Consider the following 17,495-nt stretch of genomic DNA (forward strand, 5'->3'; position numbering starts at 1 on the left):
AGGAACTTGAAGATGAGAAAATTAAAAGTAGGAGTTATAGGTTGTGGAAGTATTGCAAAATATCGTCATTTGCCAGAATATGAGGCCAATAAAAATGTAGAGATTGTTGCGGTTTGTGATATTGTCGCAGAACGTGCGGAGAAAATGGCAGAAGAGTATAGTGCCAAGGCATTCACTGATTATAAGGAAGTATTAAAGCTGGATGAGATTGATGCCATCAGCGTCTGCCTTCCAAACTATCTGCACGCACCTGTATCCATTGATGCATTGAATGCCGGAAAACATGTTCTTTGCGAAAAGCCAATGGCTACTTCACAAGAAGAAGCGGAAGCAATGATTGAAGCAGCAAAAGTAAATGATAAAAAGCTAATGATTGCACATAACCAGCGTTTCGTTACTTCCCATCAAAAAGCAAAAGATATTATTGAAAGCGGCAAGCTTGGAAAGGTCTACAGCTTTAAAACCACGTTCGGCCATCCAGGCCCAGAAGGCTGGAGTGTAGATGGAGCAGGAAGCTGGTTCTTTAATAAAGAGAAGGCGTTTATCGGGGCAATGGGTGACCTTGGAGTTCATAAAGCAGACTTAATGCGCTATTTACTTGGAGAGTTTACCGAAGTTGGAGCATTCATTGAAACGAATGCGAAACAAAACACAGAAGTAGATGACAACGCTGTTTGTATTTTACGAACAGAAAGCGGCATCATTGGAACGCTTGCCGCAAGCTGGGCTTATGTGACAGGCGGAGATAATTCGACCAGTATTTACGGTGAAAAAGGAATATTGCGTTTAGAGGCTGATCCTGAATATTCACTGATTGAAGAATATCGCGATGGAAGCATCGTATATCATAAGCTTGATAAGATCCAGACAAATGAGGAAGGCGGACAGTCTACCTCGCATGTAATCAACCATTTTATTGAAAGCATCGAAGAAAATAAAAAACCACTTATTTGTGGTGAAGAGGGAATGAAATCACTGCAAATCATTTTAGGAGCACTTGAATCGCAAGAAACGAAACGAATTGTTTCTATAAAGAAAGAAGTGTTTGCACAATGAAATTAGGCGTCTTTACCGTTTTGTTTGCCAATAAATCCTTTGAAGAAATGCTCGATCATGTGAAAGCTTCGGGGCTTAATGCAGTGGAAATCGGGACCGGCTGCTGACACAGCATGCAGGAATGGTCCGATATGATGAGTGCGCTCCGTATGTATAACTATGACTTTGTTGTCAGCATCGAACATGAAGATGCATTGATGTAAATTGACGAAGGCTTATCACGTGCTGTGAAAAACTTGAACGAAGTCTTGATTCGTGAATCAGCGGGCAATATGTGGTGGGCATAACAATAAGGCTATTAATCTATTAGCAACTTTCATAATATGGAAGTGGCTAATAGGTGAGGGATTACTTATTTTCAATGTTTTTCAACAAAAAAATTTCTATTATGAAAAGAAGTGGTAAATGCTCCAGCATTATGTATAATATAGAAAACTGGTAATGACATAGATACCACTTAAGGAGCTAATCGTGATAGAAAAAGATAATCGACTTCCATTATATTATCAATTAATGGATATCATTTTAGAAAAAATTAAACAGGGCGAGTTTACTGAAAATGATCGTCTGCCTTCTGAACGTGAATTATGTGAATCCTACAAGGTTAGCCGTACAACAGTAAGGCAAACCATACAGGAATTAGAAAAAGAAGGATACATCTATAAAATCCACGGCAAGGGAACCTTTGTATCAACGAAGGTACACAATCAAAGCCTTGTGAAGTTTTATAGCTTTACAGAAGAAATGAAAAAAGCAGGGAAACATCCCTCAACAAAGGTTGTTTCTTTCCAAAAAAGTTTCTGTGATAGCAATATAGCCAGGGTTATGAACCTTACATCGGAAGATGAAGTGTATATCATTACAAGGTTAAGACTAGCTGATCAAGAGCCGATGTTATATGAAACATCCTATATACCAGTAAAACGCTTTGAGAATCTTTCGAGTGAAGAATTGGAACAAACACCAATGTATGAAATTTTTCGTTCGAAGCACCAGGTGAATATTACGAATGCGCTAGAAAGCTTTAAAGCGGTTAGTGCTCGTAATGATGAAGCAGAAATGCTACATATTGGTGAGGGCTCTCCATGCCTTTTGTTAAAGCGAACTACGTTTGAACAAGCAGAGATTATTGAATATACGGTTTCCATTGCTAGAGGAGATAAATTTACTTATACAATTGAGTTAAAATAAATAAAAGGGTGTATAAGTGTATTTTGTTTTTTCGGAAAATTCTTTTACTATTTTTGGTGACTGTTAGATTTATTAAAGTGAAGGGAAGGATTATTATGTTAGAATCTGTATCAGTTAAACGAACATCTCCATTAAGTCCTGAACAAGTCAAACAATATGAAGAAGACGGCTATCTGGTATTAAGAATGGTTGTAGTAATGATTTGATTCAAGCATTTAATTCTCATATTTACACTATTCGTTCCGCTGAGAATTTACCAGATTGGGCGCATCCGCGTAAAGGGCATGAAATTAGTGACAAGGATCGTTTCTCAGTGCGTTTGTTTAACCCTCATTTGCACGATGGCTTTTCATTACAAATGATGAAATTGCCAATGATTCGTGATGCTTTAGCACAGCTTTTAGGCGATGAAGCGGTTGGTATTCAAAGTATGTACTTTTATAAATCCCCAGGTTCTCCTGGACAAGCTGCCCATCAAGATTATTACTATATTGATAACAAGCCGAATACGTTAACAGCAGCGTGGGTCGCGATGGAAAATGTTGATGAGGAAAATGGTTGTTTATGGGTCATTCCCGGAAGTCATAAGGAAGGATTACTTCCTCATGGAAGAGTAAAGGATGTAAACGAGCATGAAGAATGGACGGACGAAACGGAAGGCGCAGATTTGTCAAAACAAATACCCGTTGTAATGGAAAGCGGAGATATCGTTTTCTTCCATAATTTACTGATTCATTCCTCTGGGAGAAACCGTACAGAAGACAGATGGCGCAAATCTTACGTGTGCCACTATATTCGGCATGATTCAACCATTGAAAGAGAAGATTTAAAGAATAAAATTTCTTTATCATAATTACACTTCATCGAAATATAGCGATAGTATTAGAATTTATAGAACTTAATAACACGATTATTTTAAAAATTAGTGTGAAGAGACGATAAACCATATTATTAGGGCGGCCGAGAATCCGCCCTCTTTTATATATCATTACCTGTTTTTACAATTTATCTAAATGGGGATAGTAAATTCATTTATATAGGCATATATGAGTTCATAGAGCGAATATTTTCAAGAAAATAGCCTTCTATTAAGAAGGCATAATTTAAGCAAACCGATATTGATTAAATTTCAACAGGACTGACTTTGACCGTCCAATTAAATGGATCTTCTTTTTTTCCAAGTTGTATTCCGGTAATTTCATCATAGATGTCCTGGGATAACTGGCCGATTTGATGATCATTGATGACGATGGTATGACCATTCCAGTTTAATTCGCCTACGGGAGAAATAACAGCTGCCGTTCCTGCACCAAAGACTTCTTCCAATTCACCGCGCTTATGGGCGTCATAAACCTCTTCAATTGAAATTTTCGCTTCGCGCACTGGCACATTCCAATATTTTAGTAGTTGAATTACTGAATCGCGGGTTACACCAGGTAAAATACTGCCATTTAATTTGGGTGTTACCACCTCGCCATTGATCTTGAAGAATATATTCATACTGCCAACTTCTTCAACATATTTATTCTCTTTCGCATCCAGCCAAAGAATTTGGGCATAACCATTTGCATCGGCCTTTTCCTGTGCTTTCAGGCTGGCGGCATAATTTCCAGCGGTCTTTACATGGCCGACTCCACCGATGACGGCCCGGACGTACTGCTCTTCGACAGATATTTTCACAGGGCTTAATTGGTCGCCATAATAGGCTCCAGATGGCGAGAGAATGACGAGCAATTGATACTGGCGGGCAGGGCGGACTCCAAGATAGGCCTCCGTTGCGACAATAAACGGGCGAATGTAAAGGGATTGTCCTTCACCTTCAGGAATCCAATCTTTTTCTGTAAAAATTAATCGTTTAATCGCTTTTAATAAAAAATCTTCATCAATTTGGGGGATGCATAACCGATCACAGGATTCATTCAAACGGCGCATGTTTTTTTCGGGACGGAAGAGCTGGATGGTTCCATCTGCTGTTTTATAAGCCTTCAATCCTTCAAAGATGGCTTGTCCATAGTGAAAAACCATGGCTGCTGGATCAAGTGTTAATGGAGCGTAAGGGATGATTCGCGGATCATGCCAGCCGAGGTCGGCATGATAATCCATAACAAACATGTAATCGCTGTAATACTTCCCGAAACCAAGTGATGCGGAATCTGGCTTTACCTTTAATTCTTCTCTTTGAAAAAATGCAATTTCTTGTTTCATGAACACACCTCTATCCATTCTCTTGTTTACAATTTTTATTATACACCAATGGAATTTAAACCGTGACCGGGACACCCTAAAGCAAATTTATTTTGGATATTAAAAAAGCTGTCCCAGACAAAAGTCTCAGAAGCAGCTTTTTAAATACCTAATTCATTAGGTTGGCGCATGGAAATCTACTCTTCCTCCTCATAAGCTTCCGTGGTCGTATCCCTGCACTCCCAGCATTCAGCCCTATTCCTCTCCATAATCGACAATTCCATTCCACAAGAAATGCAATACTCCATAACTCATTTGCCCCTTTCCAGTGAAATTGTTTTTTTACTTATGTGATATATATTCAATGAGGTGAAATAATATTTCTCCCTAAGCTTGTTAAATGAACATTCATCACCACTTAGTAATAATTAAAAATGGACATCTTCAGAATCTAAAGATGTCCATTTCGATTTTACTTAATAGATGAAGAGGAATTCGTTAAGCTTCTTAACACTTTTTTGTATTGCTTTATCGTGTTTATCTTTCCTATAAAGCTATTCTTAATTTTGAAGTCAGAGGAAATAAACATGATAGCAAGGTTAGGAAAAAATTTTTTTGTTCGAAAACGGAGATCCTTCCAAAAGACTAAATATCCGTTCTTTTTAACAACAACAAATGGATATGCGAATGTTGTACCGGAGAGAAAATCCGAAACAGACTGGTTGTTTGTACTATCTGAAACCAATACTGGAAAATCGATTTTTTTGGAAAGAGTATGTTCAATAGCAAGGTTATTATCTGAATATACACCGAATAAGAAATCCGAATCTGTTTCTATGATAATATTCCATTTAAATGGGGCTAAACAGGGAATTAACTTGATACGGACTGCCCTAATAAAGTGTTCTTGTAAGTGTTTTTTTGCTGTAGCTGTTGAAAAAGTTCTTAGCCAAAGGTATAAAAATATAAATACATATATGATCAAAAAGGTTATTCCTGGTTGATAAATTAAGAGTAAACAAAACCCTAGAAAATGGAGCAATAGAATAGAGGGGTCGATTAAAGGGAGCGCATCAAAGGCAATCCATTTTCGGGAAAAGGGCATCAAGATTTGCGTTCCGTGCACATTGAATAAATCAAACAGCACATGTAGAATCACTGCCAATAATGTCCATAAAAATAGATGGAGAAATCCTGGTCCACCAAAGAATGGATAGAGTAAGCCTGAAACTATGATGCCCCATAAAGGAAGAGCAGGAAGTGAATGTGACAGGCCTCTGTGATTTCTGAAATAGCTTCCCTTTCCCTTTAATCGATAAAGAATATCAAAATCAGGTGCATTGGAACCAATAACTGCACCTAAAACGACTGCTTGTGTTAAGAGATAATTTTCGGCAACTACAGGGTCTATTTGAGCCAGAGCCCCAATACCTAAGCCCATCACAATATGTGAAAATGTATCCACTCGATCACTCCTTAAGTTTGTGGATTGTTTAAACCATCTCGAAGTAATAATCAAGCGTATTTTGGTATCTTAGGTTCCTCAACAACGCTCCTGTAATGCCAAATTAATTGGGTAAAGATCTTCTCCCAGCTTTGTGTCAGTGCATAATTTCTTCCCTCTATCCCTAATTGGCTTCGCAAATTATCATTTTCTAATAGCTTCAAAATGGCATTAACAAACTCCGCTTCATTGCCCGTTTCACACAAATAGCCTGTTACCCCTGACTTAATAATATTTTTTACACCACCGGAATTGGCGGTTATTGCGGGTGTACCACTTGCCAGTGCTTCAATCACGACATTTCCAAAGGTTTCAGTAGGAGAAGGAAATACAAATAAGTCTGATGCCGAGTAGATTTCCGCTAATCGTTCTCCTGTTAAATATCCTGTAAATGTCATGTTAGAAGGCGCTTCTTTTTGAAGTTCTTCCCTTAGTGGACCGTCTCCAACAACGTACCATTGAATTCGTTCATGCATTTCCGCAGGCAGAGCTTTAGCAACGGTTAGAAGTGTTTTCACATCTTTTTCTGGTGCTAACCGGCCTACATAGGTAAGAAGGTACTTTTTTGAAACCCCCAATTCCTCACGAATAGCCTGTTTTTCGTAATAGGGGTGAAAAAGCTGGCAATCGACTCCGCCAGGCCAGATTTCTAAATTAGCAAATCCCTGTCGTTTGAGTTGCGTTAACGTTTCACTAGAAGGGACAAATAATCTTTTAAATGGTTTATGGAACCATTTCATGTATTTCCAAACGATTTTTGATAGAAATTGAAGGTCATAGAACTGTAAGTAATAATCAAAGTCGGTGTGATAGGAGCCGACTAGTGGAATATTGAGTTTTTTGGCAAGGTAGACACCGCAAAGTCCCATGTTAAATGGTGTAGCAACATGGATGATATCGGGTGAAAAATCTTCTAATTCAGTTTTGATGCGAAAGAGGTTGGGAAATGCGAGCCGGCACTCAGGATATAAGAAAAAGGAGAAGCTTTTAAAGCGGCGAATATGAGCAGAAATATATTCGTTTGAACGAGAATCCGGTGCGAAGACTTTGTAAGTAATGTTTTGCTCATCTAAGTAGTTGGTAAAATGTTTCAGCGTCCGCGCAACCCCATTGATGTCTGGATGGAAGGTATCAGTGAAAATAGCAATTCTCATATACATACTCACCCTTTACTCCAAATGATAAATTCCCCTTTATTGTATTTGATAAATGTAGTTATTCTTCTTGAGATACTGTTAATTTCTTGTAAAGATTTGGTTTATTAATAAAAGCAACTTCATTGTTAAGAATCTTTTGATTTTTCGTAAAAGTATTGTATTACGTATTTGCTTTACCTTTTTTTATGTTATAAAAGGAGTGTTATACGTAGTAAAGGAAAGTTAAATTCATACATGAAAGGTGTTGTTTATTTTGTTAAATTCCACCGCTCAGCAGCATGATTCTCGATTAAATCCATTTAGTCCTTTTGTGAAATATATCGGAACCCAAAAAGTAAAAAATGTCATCTTACTCATAGGTGATGGAATGGGTTTTTCTTATACCACAGGACTGCGCTATTTTAATCATGATTCTCAACATGGATTAATGAACCCCACTATATTTGACCAATTCTTTGTTGGCTCTCAATCCACTTACTCATTAGATACTGAAAGTAATATCACGGATTCTGCAGCAGCTGGTACTGCTTTATCGACAGGGTATAAAACCTATAATGGAGCTCTCGGTTTAAACATTGATAAACAAACCGTACCAACGATCTTAGAATATGCTAAATTTCGCGGCAAATCTACTGGTCTCGTTGGAACGAGCCAGATTAATCACGCAACATTGGCAGCATTTGCCTCACACATCGAATCGAGAGAACAATATGATCAAATTGCCGATGACTATCTGGATGAACGAATTGAAGGGAAACAGAAAATCGATGTGATGCTAGGGGGAGGCACTTCTTATTTCAATCGAAAAGACCGAAATTTAATAGAAGAGTTTGTTAGAAATGATTTTGGATATGTCACAACTTTACAAGATCTTGTTATGAACAAGAACAAGCAGCTGCTTGGCTTATTCGCCCCTATTGAACTGCCAAAACAGATTGACCGCGGTCCGACTGTTCCATCCCTTGCCCAAATGACAAAAGCCGCCCTTGAACGCTTGAAGCAAAATGCAAATGGTTTTTTTCTTTTAGTAGAGGGAAGTCAAATTGATTGGGCAGGTCATGACAATGATATCGTAGGTGCAATGAGCGAGGTGAAAGACTTTGAGGCGGCTTTTAAAGAAGCAATACAGTTTGCGGTAAATCGGGAAGATACAATTGTTATTGCGACAGCTGATCACTCGACCGGAGGGATGAGCATCGATCGTAATGATAATTATAAATGGAATCCAAGTGTCATTAAATCGATTACCTCCACTCCCTTCGTGATTGCCACACGATTGTATGAAACAAAAGATATGGAGACTTTAAAGCATCATATGCACTTTACGCTACATGAAGAGGAATTGAAAACCATCCAAACATCATTGGAATTGGAAGTGGAGGATACAAAGCAGGCACTGATTAACATCATCAATCACTATTCTAGCACGGGTTGGACAACAAAAGGGCATACGGGAGAGGATGTTCCCATTTATGCCTATGGTCTCAATAGACATTTGTTTAGCGGCAGAATGGAAAATAGTGAAATTGCAAAGATTCTTTTTCAGATTATTGATTAATAGAATGCTAATAAGAGGAGAAGGATTGAAATGAATTTTATTCACCATCCTTTTAAGGAGAAGAAACTGTCACCTGAGCCTTCGGTCCACTTAACAAGTCATATCCCAAATAGTTTTTTATCTGTAAGCATACGGTGTACTCTAGACGGGTAGACCGTTCTTAGCATTACGGATTTATTTGACTTTCAGGGTGTTTTCAACACAAAACAGCTTAGAGTCTAAACGGCGCTTCTGAAACAGAAATAGGCATCTTCTCTATCAGAAGATGCTCGATTATTATTAAAATCCATCAATCCTGCTTTGGAAAATGAAAAGCATATAAGCAGTGTAGGAAGTCATCAAATGAAAGAGATGACTCACCTTCATATTCACCATTACCGGTAACGCTTGTTCTAATGGAGTTTCCCCACACTTGAAGACTGTCATTATTCGGGTTGTAAAAATAAACGCGAATACAGCCATCTGAGTCTGGCTCCACTCTTTGAATAAGTATTGCATGGGCGCCAAGCGCTTGACCAGAATGGTTGTATATAGTTATGCCTGCTGGCTGAGGGAGGCCTTCATTGACGTTTGGATTGTTTAATGGGTGATAGTGTTGGCGGAATTTGGTTTTAAACTCTAGGTCAGTGAATGCATCTGAAAACTCTTTCCATATTCCTTTTAAATGAAATGAGGGATTGATCCATTTATGGGGATCACTCTCGCGTCCTTTGGCAGCATTTAACATCTCAAAATAGATAGAATCAAGATGCGGAATTAAAAGTAACGATACAGTATCAATATTGTCCTGATCACTCAGATAAATATGCGGGAGTGTATCAGAAGAAATGATTCTTCCCTCAAAATTAATGGTGATTTTTCCGTTTTCCAGAAATTCATTAAACATTGAGAGCAGCATGACAGGCTCTTTTTGTGACCAATAGCTGAGGGCTCTAGTCGATTGACATGTCGGGTTAAACCCTTGGCCAATCCCCAGGGGCTGCCCTAATATGCTTATCACTTCCGAAACTAGGAGGGACCGAAGTCTATCTTTATCTGTTATTTTATGAACGGCTGTAAGTGTATTTTTAATCTTATCATGGAGAGGCACCTGTAAAAGCCTTTCGATTTCACTGATGAGTCCTCTCGTAAATATATCTCTCTGTAGAAGGCGTAATAAACCATAAATGCTTCTTCTTGTTTTGATTGTAATGGCAGAGTGGATGAGAGAAGAAATAATAGGCAGATTCAAACGCAGGTTTTCCTTGGATGTGTCGTCCACACACAGTATACTCTGAAGCAAATCGGTTTTTTCCTTATTTATATAGTTTAAAAATAACGCGTGGAATGGGGAAACAAGCCCGGTTTGTTTCATGGAAGCCTGCAGCTGGCTGGCTTCCCGGATTAGTAATAAATCATTACTTGCTCTCAATTTATTTTCATAATTTTTAATAGTTGACGCTGCCGCCATATCCGCGGGAGAATATACGACATTTTCGTAATGAAATTGGCTTGAATCTGCTTTATCAATGGAGCTGGCTAATCTTTTTGCGCTGGCAATCAATTTCAGGATTTTGTTTGTAACAATGGGTCTTTGGACGGCAAGATTATCGATTTCCTGATAAAGGCTTTGATAAACAAGCGGCGAAAAACAGTGGTCTGAGATAAATCCTAAAATTTCTGACGCTTGTTTATCCTTGTGAAGCTGGATGACTCGATTTTCTTCGGTCTCCTTCATTAACAGCAGATCCAAGTTTAAAGCCATAACCTTCGATAAAAATTCAGTTGCTTCTTGCGCCGACATTTCTGGATGCACATATTCACCTCTGGCAATGGCGAGAATTCTAAGTTCGCTTAATGCCTCGGCTGCTGAAGTATTACCTCCGGCATGGAGGGTGCCTCTAACAAGAACGGGGTTGAGCTTGCGGACATTCTCCCAAGGCTTTCCGGCAAACAACCCAGCTTCATCAAAGAGATGAGCATATTTATACATCTTGGCTATTCCATTAGGTTCTGTGAGAAGGGCAGCAGCTTCCTCGAGAACTGCTTGTTGAAATACACTTTTATTAAGGGCAGAAGTTTGCGATAGCTGCTTAAGAGCTTTTTGAAAAGAATTCTCTGAAGTAAACAGAAAAAGTCCCATATGTCCATTTCCTTTCCAGAAAATTTCCTTTACAGTATCGTATTGGCTATATTGAAAGAGATTTACTTATTGGATGAAAAAACAAATGCATCGATTAGATAAAGAAGAGATGACGTTTCAGCTAAAGTTAGCAGTTGAACTGAGGAAAGTTAAATTACAAGGAGAAATGGTTTGTTTGATATTATGAATATTCTTTAAATTGAAGTTTTTATTAGATTAATTTAACACATAATAATTAATATTTCAAATATTAAATCTTTTTTGTTTGACCTGCCTTTAGGAGATGGGCAGGGGGGCGATAAGAAAACCCCCATGCATTAATGCAAAAAAAGGACCACGAAATGATATTTCGGGTCATATGGATTTTTGGGGCTTATTAATATTTTACTAACCTTTCATCTTCATTATGGGTGAATGTTTCTTTTTCAAGAATTTCTTTAATCATGTTCACTCCATTTTCCAATTGTGCTTTTGATACAGTCAGCGGTGGTAATAACCGAATGACCTTCTCGCCAGCTGGCAATGCGATAAGCCCTATATTTCGAAGCTTGGCTAAAAGTGTCGTTACGGGTATTGTGCATTCGATTCCGGCCATCAACCCAAGTCCTCTTATCTCCCAGATCGTGCTTAAGTGTTTTAGATTATGTAGCTGCTTAAAGAAAAACTCACTTTTATCAACTACCTCCTCTAAAAATTCCTTTTTAAATATAGTCTCCATCGTAGCAATAGCAGCTGCTATCGAGACTGGGTTTCCGCCGAAGGTCGAGCCGTGGCTTCCCGCACCAAAATATGGTGCAAGTTTTTCCTTCCCAATTACAGCGCCGATCGGAAATCCGCTTCCTAATCCTTTCGCTGATGTAATGAGATCTGGATCTAATTCAAAGTGCTGGAAGGCGAAGGGTTTCCCAGTTCGGCCAATTCCTGTTTGGATTTCATCAATGATGAAAAGGGCACCGTGCTGTTTACAAAGCTGCTCAACACTCTGTAAAAAATTTTTCTTTCCAACATGAATGCCGCCTTCACCCTGAACAACCTCAATCATGACGGCGGCAACGTCATATCCGATTTCTCTTTGAACGGCTTGGATATCATTATAGGAAACATAAACAAATGTTTCGAGCATTGGCCCAAACCCATGCTTTATTTTCTCTTGTCCGGTAGCTGACATGGTTGCAAAGGTGCGGCCATGAAAGGAATTTTTAAAAGTGATAATTTTCGATTTTCCTGTTGCTTTACGTGCCAGTTTAATGGCGGCCTCGTTTGCCTCAGCACCGCTGTTGGCAAAGAAAACACGATCCAGACCGGAAGCTTCTGCAAGCATTTTTGCGGCTGTCTCTTGGGTGCTGCTTTGGAATAAATTCGAAACATGCCAATATTGATTGAGCTGCTTAAGTACGGCATCTTCAACATTTTTTGGGCGGTGTCCAAGATTACAGACACCTATCCCTGAAGTGAAATCAAGATAAATTTTTCCATTTTTATCTATCATCATACTGCCGCCGGTAATTTCAGGTTCAATCTCCCAGCGAGAATAGGTAGGGAATAAGTGACTCATTTTGTAATCGGCTCCTTTTGAAAAATTCTCGTACCGTTCCACTTGCCATTTTCAAAAAATGCTTTTTTACCTGATACGATCATGACGCTTTCAACGCCTTTTTCTACAGCATTAAGCGCTGATTGAACTTTCGGAATCATCCCTCCGCTAATTTCACCCTTTGCAATATAGGTGTTGACCTCTTCTTTCGAAAGGCTGCTAGCGAGAGAACCCTCAATGAATACTCCATCCACATCGGTAACAAAAAGGCATTGTTCAGCACGAAGGGCCTTCGCCACATTTACTGCCGCAAAGTCTGCATTAATATTAAGTTTTTGTCCGTCTTCCGTAATGCCGATTGGGGTAACGACTGGAATGTAGTTTCCATTCATGGCAAGATGAAAGATTTGTGTATTCACTTTAATGATTTCGCCAACATACCCAAGCTCTTCCAGGTTTAAATAATCAGCTTGTAAACAATATCCATCGCTTCCATGGATGCCGATTGCATTGAAGTTGTGCTGCTGGAGCATTTCCACCAGCTTTCTGTTCGTATGGCCTGATAGTACAATTTCAGCAATTTTTAATGTCCGCTCATCCGTTTTTCGCAGCCCATTTACAAATTGCGGTTCTACCTTGAATAATTCGAGCATTTCATTAATATCAGGGCCCCCGCCATGGACAAACACTAGTTTATAACCCAGACCCTCCAGTTCGGAAAGACTTGTGAAAAAAGAAGAGGTTAACTCGTCCAAAACACTGCCGCCGCATTTGATAACAATATATCTCATCCCCAATTCACCGGCCCTTACGTACGATAACTGGCATTGATTTTGACATAGTCATAGGATAGGTCACAGCCCCAGGCTTTGCCGGTTCCTTTCCCCACATGCAGATCAACCAAAATCTTAATAAATGGCTGGTTCAAATAATCTTGCGCTTCATCCTCTGAAAACACACATGGTACACTATTTTCAAGCATCTGGATCGGGCCGATGGCAATATCGACTGTATAAGGGTTAATCGCCGCTTTTGTCTGCCCAATCGCGCCAATAATGCGTCCCCAGTTGGCATCTGCTCCAAATATGGCTGTTTTGACTAAATTTGACCCAACAATTTGTTTGGCAATAAATCTTGCTTCCTCAGGATCCATTGCCCCTAAAACCTCAACTTCCACTAACTTTGTAGCTCCCTCACCATCAGTGGCAATTTGCTTGGCTAAATTTTCACAAGCCCTTGTTAAAAGCTCAACAAATGTTTCCCATTCGGGATGCTCAGGAGTTAACGGATCATTCTCTGCCAGCCCATTCGCCATTACGAGAACCATATCGTTGGTAGAGGTATCTCCGTCCACGGTAATTTGGTTAAATGTATGGTTGGTTACTTGTTTTAAGGCTGTCGATAAATGATCAGGCGAGATGGCGGCATCGGTCGTTAAGAAACCAAGCATGGTAGCCATATTCGGATGAATCATGCCCGAACCTTTGGCCGCTCCGCCAATTGTAATGGTTTTGCCATCAATGGTGCTTGAGTAGCCGCAGCTTTTCCTCACGATATCGGTTGTGAGAATAGCAGTTTGAAAGTCTATTGCATCACTGCTTTCAGTGCCTGGTGATAATACTTGAATGCCGTTTTCAATTTTATCCATATCTAAAAACTGACCAATGACACCTGTCGAGGCAACTGCCACATACGTTTCTTTTATGTTGAACTTTTCAGATGTTAAGGAGCGCATTTTTAATGCATCCTTGTAACCTCTTACTCCAGTACAAGCATTGGCGCAGGCACTGTTTACAACAACAGCCTGTAAGAGCCCTTCATTCTCAATGCTTTCTCGAGTTACTATTAAAGGAGCTGCTTGGAATTGGTTTGTCGTATATACTGCTGCAGATGAAGCCGGGATTTCACTAATAATGACTCCTAAGTCCTTTTTAGCAAAACGGAGGCCGGCATGGACTCCTGCTGCTGTAAAGCCTTGTGGTGACAATATATTCCCATTCTCAATTTCAACGATTTTATCCTGTAACAGTGTTTGCATTCCAAATCCTCCATTTTGTATGAGTTGAAGTTAAAGGTATATGCTTTTCCATTAAAAATTCCGGGCCTTAAGGATACAAGGGAACAAACTCTAATCCCGTTTCTTCATTTAATCCACTCATTAAATTGGCATTTTGAACCGCCTGGCCGGCAGCTCCTTTCATAAGATTGTCGATGACAGAAACGATTGTTAATCTTCCAGTCCTCTCGTCAACATGCAGCCCTATATCACAATAGTTGGAGCCCGATACTTCCTTCACAGATGGGAAATTCCCTTTCTGCCTGATCCTCACAAATGGACACTCAGAATACTGGTCATTATATAATTCAATAAGTCTATCAGTACTCATATTTTCTGTTAGTTTTACATAGATGGTAGCCATGATTCCTCTTGTAATCGGCAGCAAATGAGTATTGAAAGTAATCGGTGAAACTTCTGCATTCCAAAGGTTCAACTGCTGTTGGATTTCTGGAATATGCTGGTGCTCGTTTACTTTATAAATTCGAAAATTTTCATTGATTTCCGAGAATAGTAGACTTTTAGATACAGATCTTCCCGCTCCAGAGGCGCCGGATTTTGCATCAATGATAATCATATCGGGGTCAATCAGTCTCGTCTTTACCACTGGTGCAAGACCCAGTAACGTTGCAGTAGGGTAACAGCCGGGATTAGCAATTAATTTCGCATCTATAATTTTTTCTCTATTCCATTCACTCAGCCCATAAATAGCCTTTTCTAATAAACGGCTTTCAACCGGTTCGTGCTTATACCATTTCCGATATTCTTGACCATCGATTAGCCGCAGATCACCAGATAAATCAATCACTTGAACGCCAGTCCTAAAGAAGGCAGGAACAAGCTTACTAGATACCCCTGATGGAGCGGCGATAAAAACGATATCTGAATGCTTCGCGATTTTTTCCACATCGATATGTTCAAGTGTTAGGTTTGTAAAACCGTTCAGATGTGGAAACTCTTGATCTAATGGAATCTCATCTCTTGTCGTATGCACGGATTGAATACGAAAAACAGGATGGTGATGTAGAATGCGAAAGAGTTCGCCACCGCCATATCCAGTAGTGCCGATTATAGATACTTTCATTACGATCCTCCTCGAACTGGTCAAAAATTGTTCTAAAAATCATGCCCAATGATAATTTCTGCCCCAGCTTTCTCTTGCCAATACTTCTACTTCTTCAACAAGACTATGTTCAACCATATAGGTGTCACCCTGTTCGAAAGGGTTATAGTGATAGGCGTACATTCTCGATACAAATTCGTGGAACGGAAGAGATGCTTCTCCTTCAAGTTCGCCAAATCCTGAAACACTTGCAATAATGCCCTGCCCCCAATTCTGGCCGCTGTCGTTGTTAGGATTGTAAAAATAGATTCGAACATTTCCGTGCTGGTCTTTTTTAATTCTTTGAATCGATACAGCATGTAGGCCGAGCAGTTCCCCATGGACGTTTGTGATGAGAATGCCAACAGGATTCGGATAAATCATCTCATAGCCTTCATTATAATCAGGATGGTGTGTAGCATAGAATAACTTAACAAAAGCAGAGTAGTTTGTTACATAGAGTGTCAATTGATCAATCGCATTGATAAAGCCCTTTGGAATCCAAGCACCATAGAATTCCGGGTTTACCCACTTATGTCCGTCCTCGCCGCGAAGCAGCGTTCTTTTCATCATTTCGTTATAGATTTTATCCAGGTGTGGTACGAGAACCATCGAAATTGGATCCAAATCCTGCTCGATTACACCCGCTAGCCCTCCAATAAGGAGGCTTGAGTGAATGGTTTCTCCTTCAAATGTCATATCAATATCATTGTCACGGGCTGCCCGAGCAATATATTCCAACAGTTGACCGATTCCATGCTGACTCCAGAGGGAAATGGCTCTAGCTGACTGGCAAGTTGGATTGTTCCCTTGCCCGACACCAAGAGGCTGACCAAGAATACTCATAACTCCAGCAATAAGAAGACCGTTTAGGCTGATCGCGCTTTGTTCATCCTTAAACTTTGTAAGTGCTTCGCGTACTTGTGCATGAATAGGGAGATCAAACAGACGGCGAATGGCAGGAAGTACATGTTCCTGTGTGAGCACCCCTCGGTCTAGCATTCTTGAAAGACCATATACAGCTTGACGTGTTTCAGGATAAATCGAAATCTGGATGATGTCATGGATCAGTTGTTGATTGGCGTTGAAACCCGCAATCCCTGTTTCTGAGAGATCAAGGGCTGCCTGGACTTTATCAGGACTCTTCCGGTTAAGGAACCGAAGAAGAACGGGGTGATAGGGTGATACTAGACCTATTTCTTTCATCGATTTTGCGAAAATATTCACTTCTGACTCCAACTCATCTTCATTGGCATTTTCTAGTCTGAGTCTATATTCTCTTTGATCGGCCGCATCCTTACTTAAAGGTGTTGGAGCATTTGCGGCATCTATATATTTTTCAAGTCCTTCTCTCGTTTTTTCATCAATACCGCTTTTAATTAATTGTTTAGAAAGGCTGATCATGCTTAATATGCGACCTGTCATAATAGGACGCTGGACAGACAGGCGTTCTAATTCCTGCACAATTTGATAACCGATTGCTCGAAATGAAAGCTGCTCACCCAAGTATTGGAATAAGCCTTGAGCCCGAATCGTATGATCTTCTAAAATACGGCCTTCTTCTGTTTCCGGTGTGAACAAAAGATCGAGATTCAAAGCCATGACTTCATTTAAAAAGGCATTGGCTTCTTCCTTGCTCAGGCCCTCATGGATGTAATTTCCTTTCGCAATAGCCAGCATTCTCATTTCACTTAACAATTCGATAATGGAATGGAAGCCCTGTTTAGACCTCAATGAACCGCCAACGAGTGGAGGCTGCATTTTAGTTGGATCCTCCCATTGACCTCCAAGGAAGACACCAGCCTGATCAAAACGATGAGCATTTTCAAAGAGTATATTCATTCCATCGTAGGAGTAAGAAAGTTCGATCGCTAATTGGTACACATCTGTTTGATAGAGGCTTTTTGCGAATGGTTTCGCCTGATCAAGCCTGTCTAAAGCATCATCAAATTTACCCTTTAAAGCTACTGTTTGTTTACCCATTCTTTTTTTCTTTTTCGTTAATGTACTCATCCTTTTATTCGCTCCTTA

At 39.7% G+C, this 17,495-nt stretch carries 13 protein-coding genes and 2 pseudogenes; 6 read left to right on the forward strand and 9 right to left on the reverse strand.

Features of this window, described 5'->3' with window-relative positions; genetic code table 11:
- Window positions 1-12: 12 nt before the first annotated feature.
- From AC59HZ_RS12150 to AC59HZ_RS12170, 5 genes and pseudogenes are all read left to right on the forward strand, one after another.
- On the forward strand, window positions 13-1,056 hold the full coding sequence (locus tag AC59HZ_RS12150) for a Gfo/Idh/MocA family protein (protein WP_496546086.1): 1,044 nt from the start codon (window positions 13-15) through the stop codon (window positions 1,054-1,056).
- Window positions 1,053-1,157: pseudogene (locus AC59HZ_RS12155) on the forward strand (sugar phosphate isomerase/epimerase); the annotation flags it as partial. The gene AC59HZ_RS12150 and the pseudogene AC59HZ_RS12155, both read left to right, overlap by 4 nt.
- Before the next feature lie 6 nt (window positions 1,158-1,163).
- A pseudogene (locus AC59HZ_RS12160) lies at window positions 1,164-1,343 on the forward strand (sugar phosphate isomerase/epimerase); the annotation flags it as partial.
- Between the two features lie 184 nt (window positions 1,344-1,527).
- Window positions 1,528-2,247, forward strand: coding sequence for a GntR family transcriptional regulator (locus tag AC59HZ_RS12165; RefSeq protein WP_496546087.1), 720 nt, complete (start codon window positions 1,528-1,530; stop codon window positions 2,245-2,247).
- 202 nt (window positions 2,248-2,449) lie between these two features.
- Window positions 2,450-3,100 carry a phytanoyl-CoA dioxygenase family protein gene (locus AC59HZ_RS12170; RefSeq protein ID WP_496546088.1) on the forward strand — a complete coding sequence of 217 codons (651 nt, stop codon included), beginning with the start codon at window positions 2,450-2,452 and terminating at the stop codon, window positions 3,098-3,100.
- A 269-nt stretch (window positions 3,101-3,369) separates the two neighbouring features.
- Here the strand turns inward: AC59HZ_RS12170 and AC59HZ_RS12175 are convergent, their stop codons facing one another.
- The 3 genes from AC59HZ_RS12175 to AC59HZ_RS12185 all read right to left on the reverse strand — a co-directional run bounded on the left by AC59HZ_RS12175 (window position 3,370) and on the right by AC59HZ_RS12185 (window position 7,089).
- Window positions 3,370-4,452 (reverse strand): branched-chain amino acid aminotransferase, encoded by a 1,083-nt coding sequence (locus tag AC59HZ_RS12175; protein ID WP_496546089.1) that lies wholly within the window; start codon window positions 4,450-4,452, stop codon window positions 3,370-3,372.
- A gap of 451 nt (window positions 4,453-4,903) precedes the next feature.
- Window positions 4,904-5,896: a metal-dependent hydrolase gene (locus tag AC59HZ_RS12180; RefSeq protein WP_496546090.1), complete on the reverse strand. Its 993-nt coding sequence runs from the start codon at window positions 5,894-5,896 to the stop codon at window positions 4,904-4,906.
- Between the two features lie 50 nt (window positions 5,897-5,946).
- Window positions 5,947-7,089 carry a glycosyltransferase family 4 protein gene (locus tag AC59HZ_RS12185; RefSeq protein WP_496546091.1) on the reverse strand — a complete coding sequence of 381 codons (1,143 nt, stop codon included), beginning with the start codon at window positions 7,087-7,089 and terminating at the stop codon, window positions 5,947-5,949.
- Between the two features lie 256 nt (window positions 7,090-7,345).
- On the opposite strand from AC59HZ_RS12185, the gene AC59HZ_RS12190 reads away from it, so the two are divergent.
- Window positions 7,346-8,650 carry an alkaline phosphatase gene (locus tag AC59HZ_RS12190; RefSeq protein WP_496546092.1) on the forward strand — a complete coding sequence of 435 codons (1,305 nt, stop codon included), beginning with the start codon at window positions 7,346-7,348 and terminating at the stop codon, window positions 8,648-8,650.
- A gap of 289 nt (window positions 8,651-8,939) precedes the next feature.
- Here AC59HZ_RS12190 and AC59HZ_RS12195 read toward each other — a convergent pair whose 3' ends face one another.
- The 6 genes from AC59HZ_RS12195 to AC59HZ_RS12220 all read right to left on the reverse strand — a co-directional run bounded on the left by AC59HZ_RS12195 (window position 8,940) and on the right by AC59HZ_RS12220 (window position 17,477).
- Complete coding sequence (locus AC59HZ_RS12195; RefSeq protein ID WP_496546093.1) at window positions 8,940-10,772, reverse strand: hypothetical protein; 1,833 nt, start codon at window positions 10,770-10,772, stop codon at window positions 8,940-8,942.
- Window positions 10,773-11,148: 376 nt separating this feature from the next.
- The gene (argD, locus tag AC59HZ_RS12200; RefSeq protein WP_496546094.1) at window positions 11,149-12,327 is read right to left on the reverse strand and encodes an acetylornithine transaminase; all 1,179 of its coding nucleotides are present in this window, start codon (window positions 12,325-12,327) and stop codon (window positions 11,149-11,151) included.
- Window positions 12,324-13,097, reverse strand: a complete 774-nt coding sequence (gene argB / locus AC59HZ_RS12205) for an acetylglutamate kinase (RefSeq protein WP_496546095.1) — start codon at window positions 13,095-13,097, stop codon at window positions 12,324-12,326. Before argB ends, argD begins: the two co-directional genes overlap by 4 nt.
- A gap of 17 nt (window positions 13,098-13,114) precedes the next feature.
- On the reverse strand, window positions 13,115-14,344 hold the full coding sequence (gene argJ, locus AC59HZ_RS12210; RefSeq protein WP_496546096.1) for a bifunctional ornithine acetyltransferase/N-acetylglutamate synthase: 1,230 nt from the start codon (window positions 14,342-14,344) through the stop codon (window positions 13,115-13,117).
- A 67-nt stretch (window positions 14,345-14,411) separates the two neighbouring features.
- Complete coding sequence (gene argC / locus AC59HZ_RS12215; protein ID WP_496546097.1) at window positions 14,412-15,446, reverse strand: N-acetyl-gamma-glutamyl-phosphate reductase; 1,035 nt, start codon at window positions 15,444-15,446, stop codon at window positions 14,412-14,414.
- 39 nt (window positions 15,447-15,485) lie between these two features.
- Window positions 15,486-17,477 carry a hypothetical protein gene (locus AC59HZ_RS12220; RefSeq protein WP_496546098.1) on the reverse strand — a complete coding sequence of 664 codons (1,992 nt, stop codon included), beginning with the start codon at window positions 17,475-17,477 and terminating at the stop codon, window positions 15,486-15,488.
- Window positions 17,478-17,495: the final 18 nt, after the last annotated feature.

This window comes from Neobacillus sp. DZ-9, from assembly GCF_059587065.1.

Coding starts and splice junctions, on each gene's coding strand:
- AC59HZ_RS12150 (WP_496546086.1), top strand. CDS start 13: ATGAGAAAATTAAAAGTAGGAGTTATAGGTTGTGGAAGTATTGCAAAA.
- AC59HZ_RS12175 (WP_496546089.1), bottom strand. CDS start 4,452: ATGAAACAAGAAATTGCATTTTTTCAAAGAGAAGAATTAAAGGTAAAG.
- AC59HZ_RS12185 (WP_496546091.1), bottom strand. CDS start 7,089: ATGAGAATTGCTATTTTCACTGATACCTTCCATCCAGACATCAATGGG.
- AC59HZ_RS12195 (WP_496546093.1), bottom strand. CDS start 10,772: ATGGGACTTTTTCTGTTTACTTCAGAGAATTCTTTTCAAAAAGCTCTT.
- argD (WP_496546094.1), bottom strand. CDS start 12,327: ATGAGTCACTTATTCCCTACCTATTCTCGCTGGGAGATTGAACCTGAA.
- argB (WP_496546095.1), bottom strand. CDS start 13,097: ATGAGATATATTGTTATCAAATGCGGCGGCAGTGTTTTGGACGAGTTA.
- argJ (WP_496546096.1), bottom strand. CDS start 14,344: ATGCAAACACTGTTACAGGATAAAATCGTTGAAATTGAGAATGGGAAT.
- argC (WP_496546097.1), bottom strand. CDS start 15,446: ATGAAAGTATCTATAATCGGCACTACTGGATATGGCGGTGGCGAACTC.
- AC59HZ_RS12220 (WP_496546098.1), bottom strand. CDS start 17,477: ATGAGTACATTAACGAAAAAGAAAAAAAGAATGGGTAAACAAACAGTA.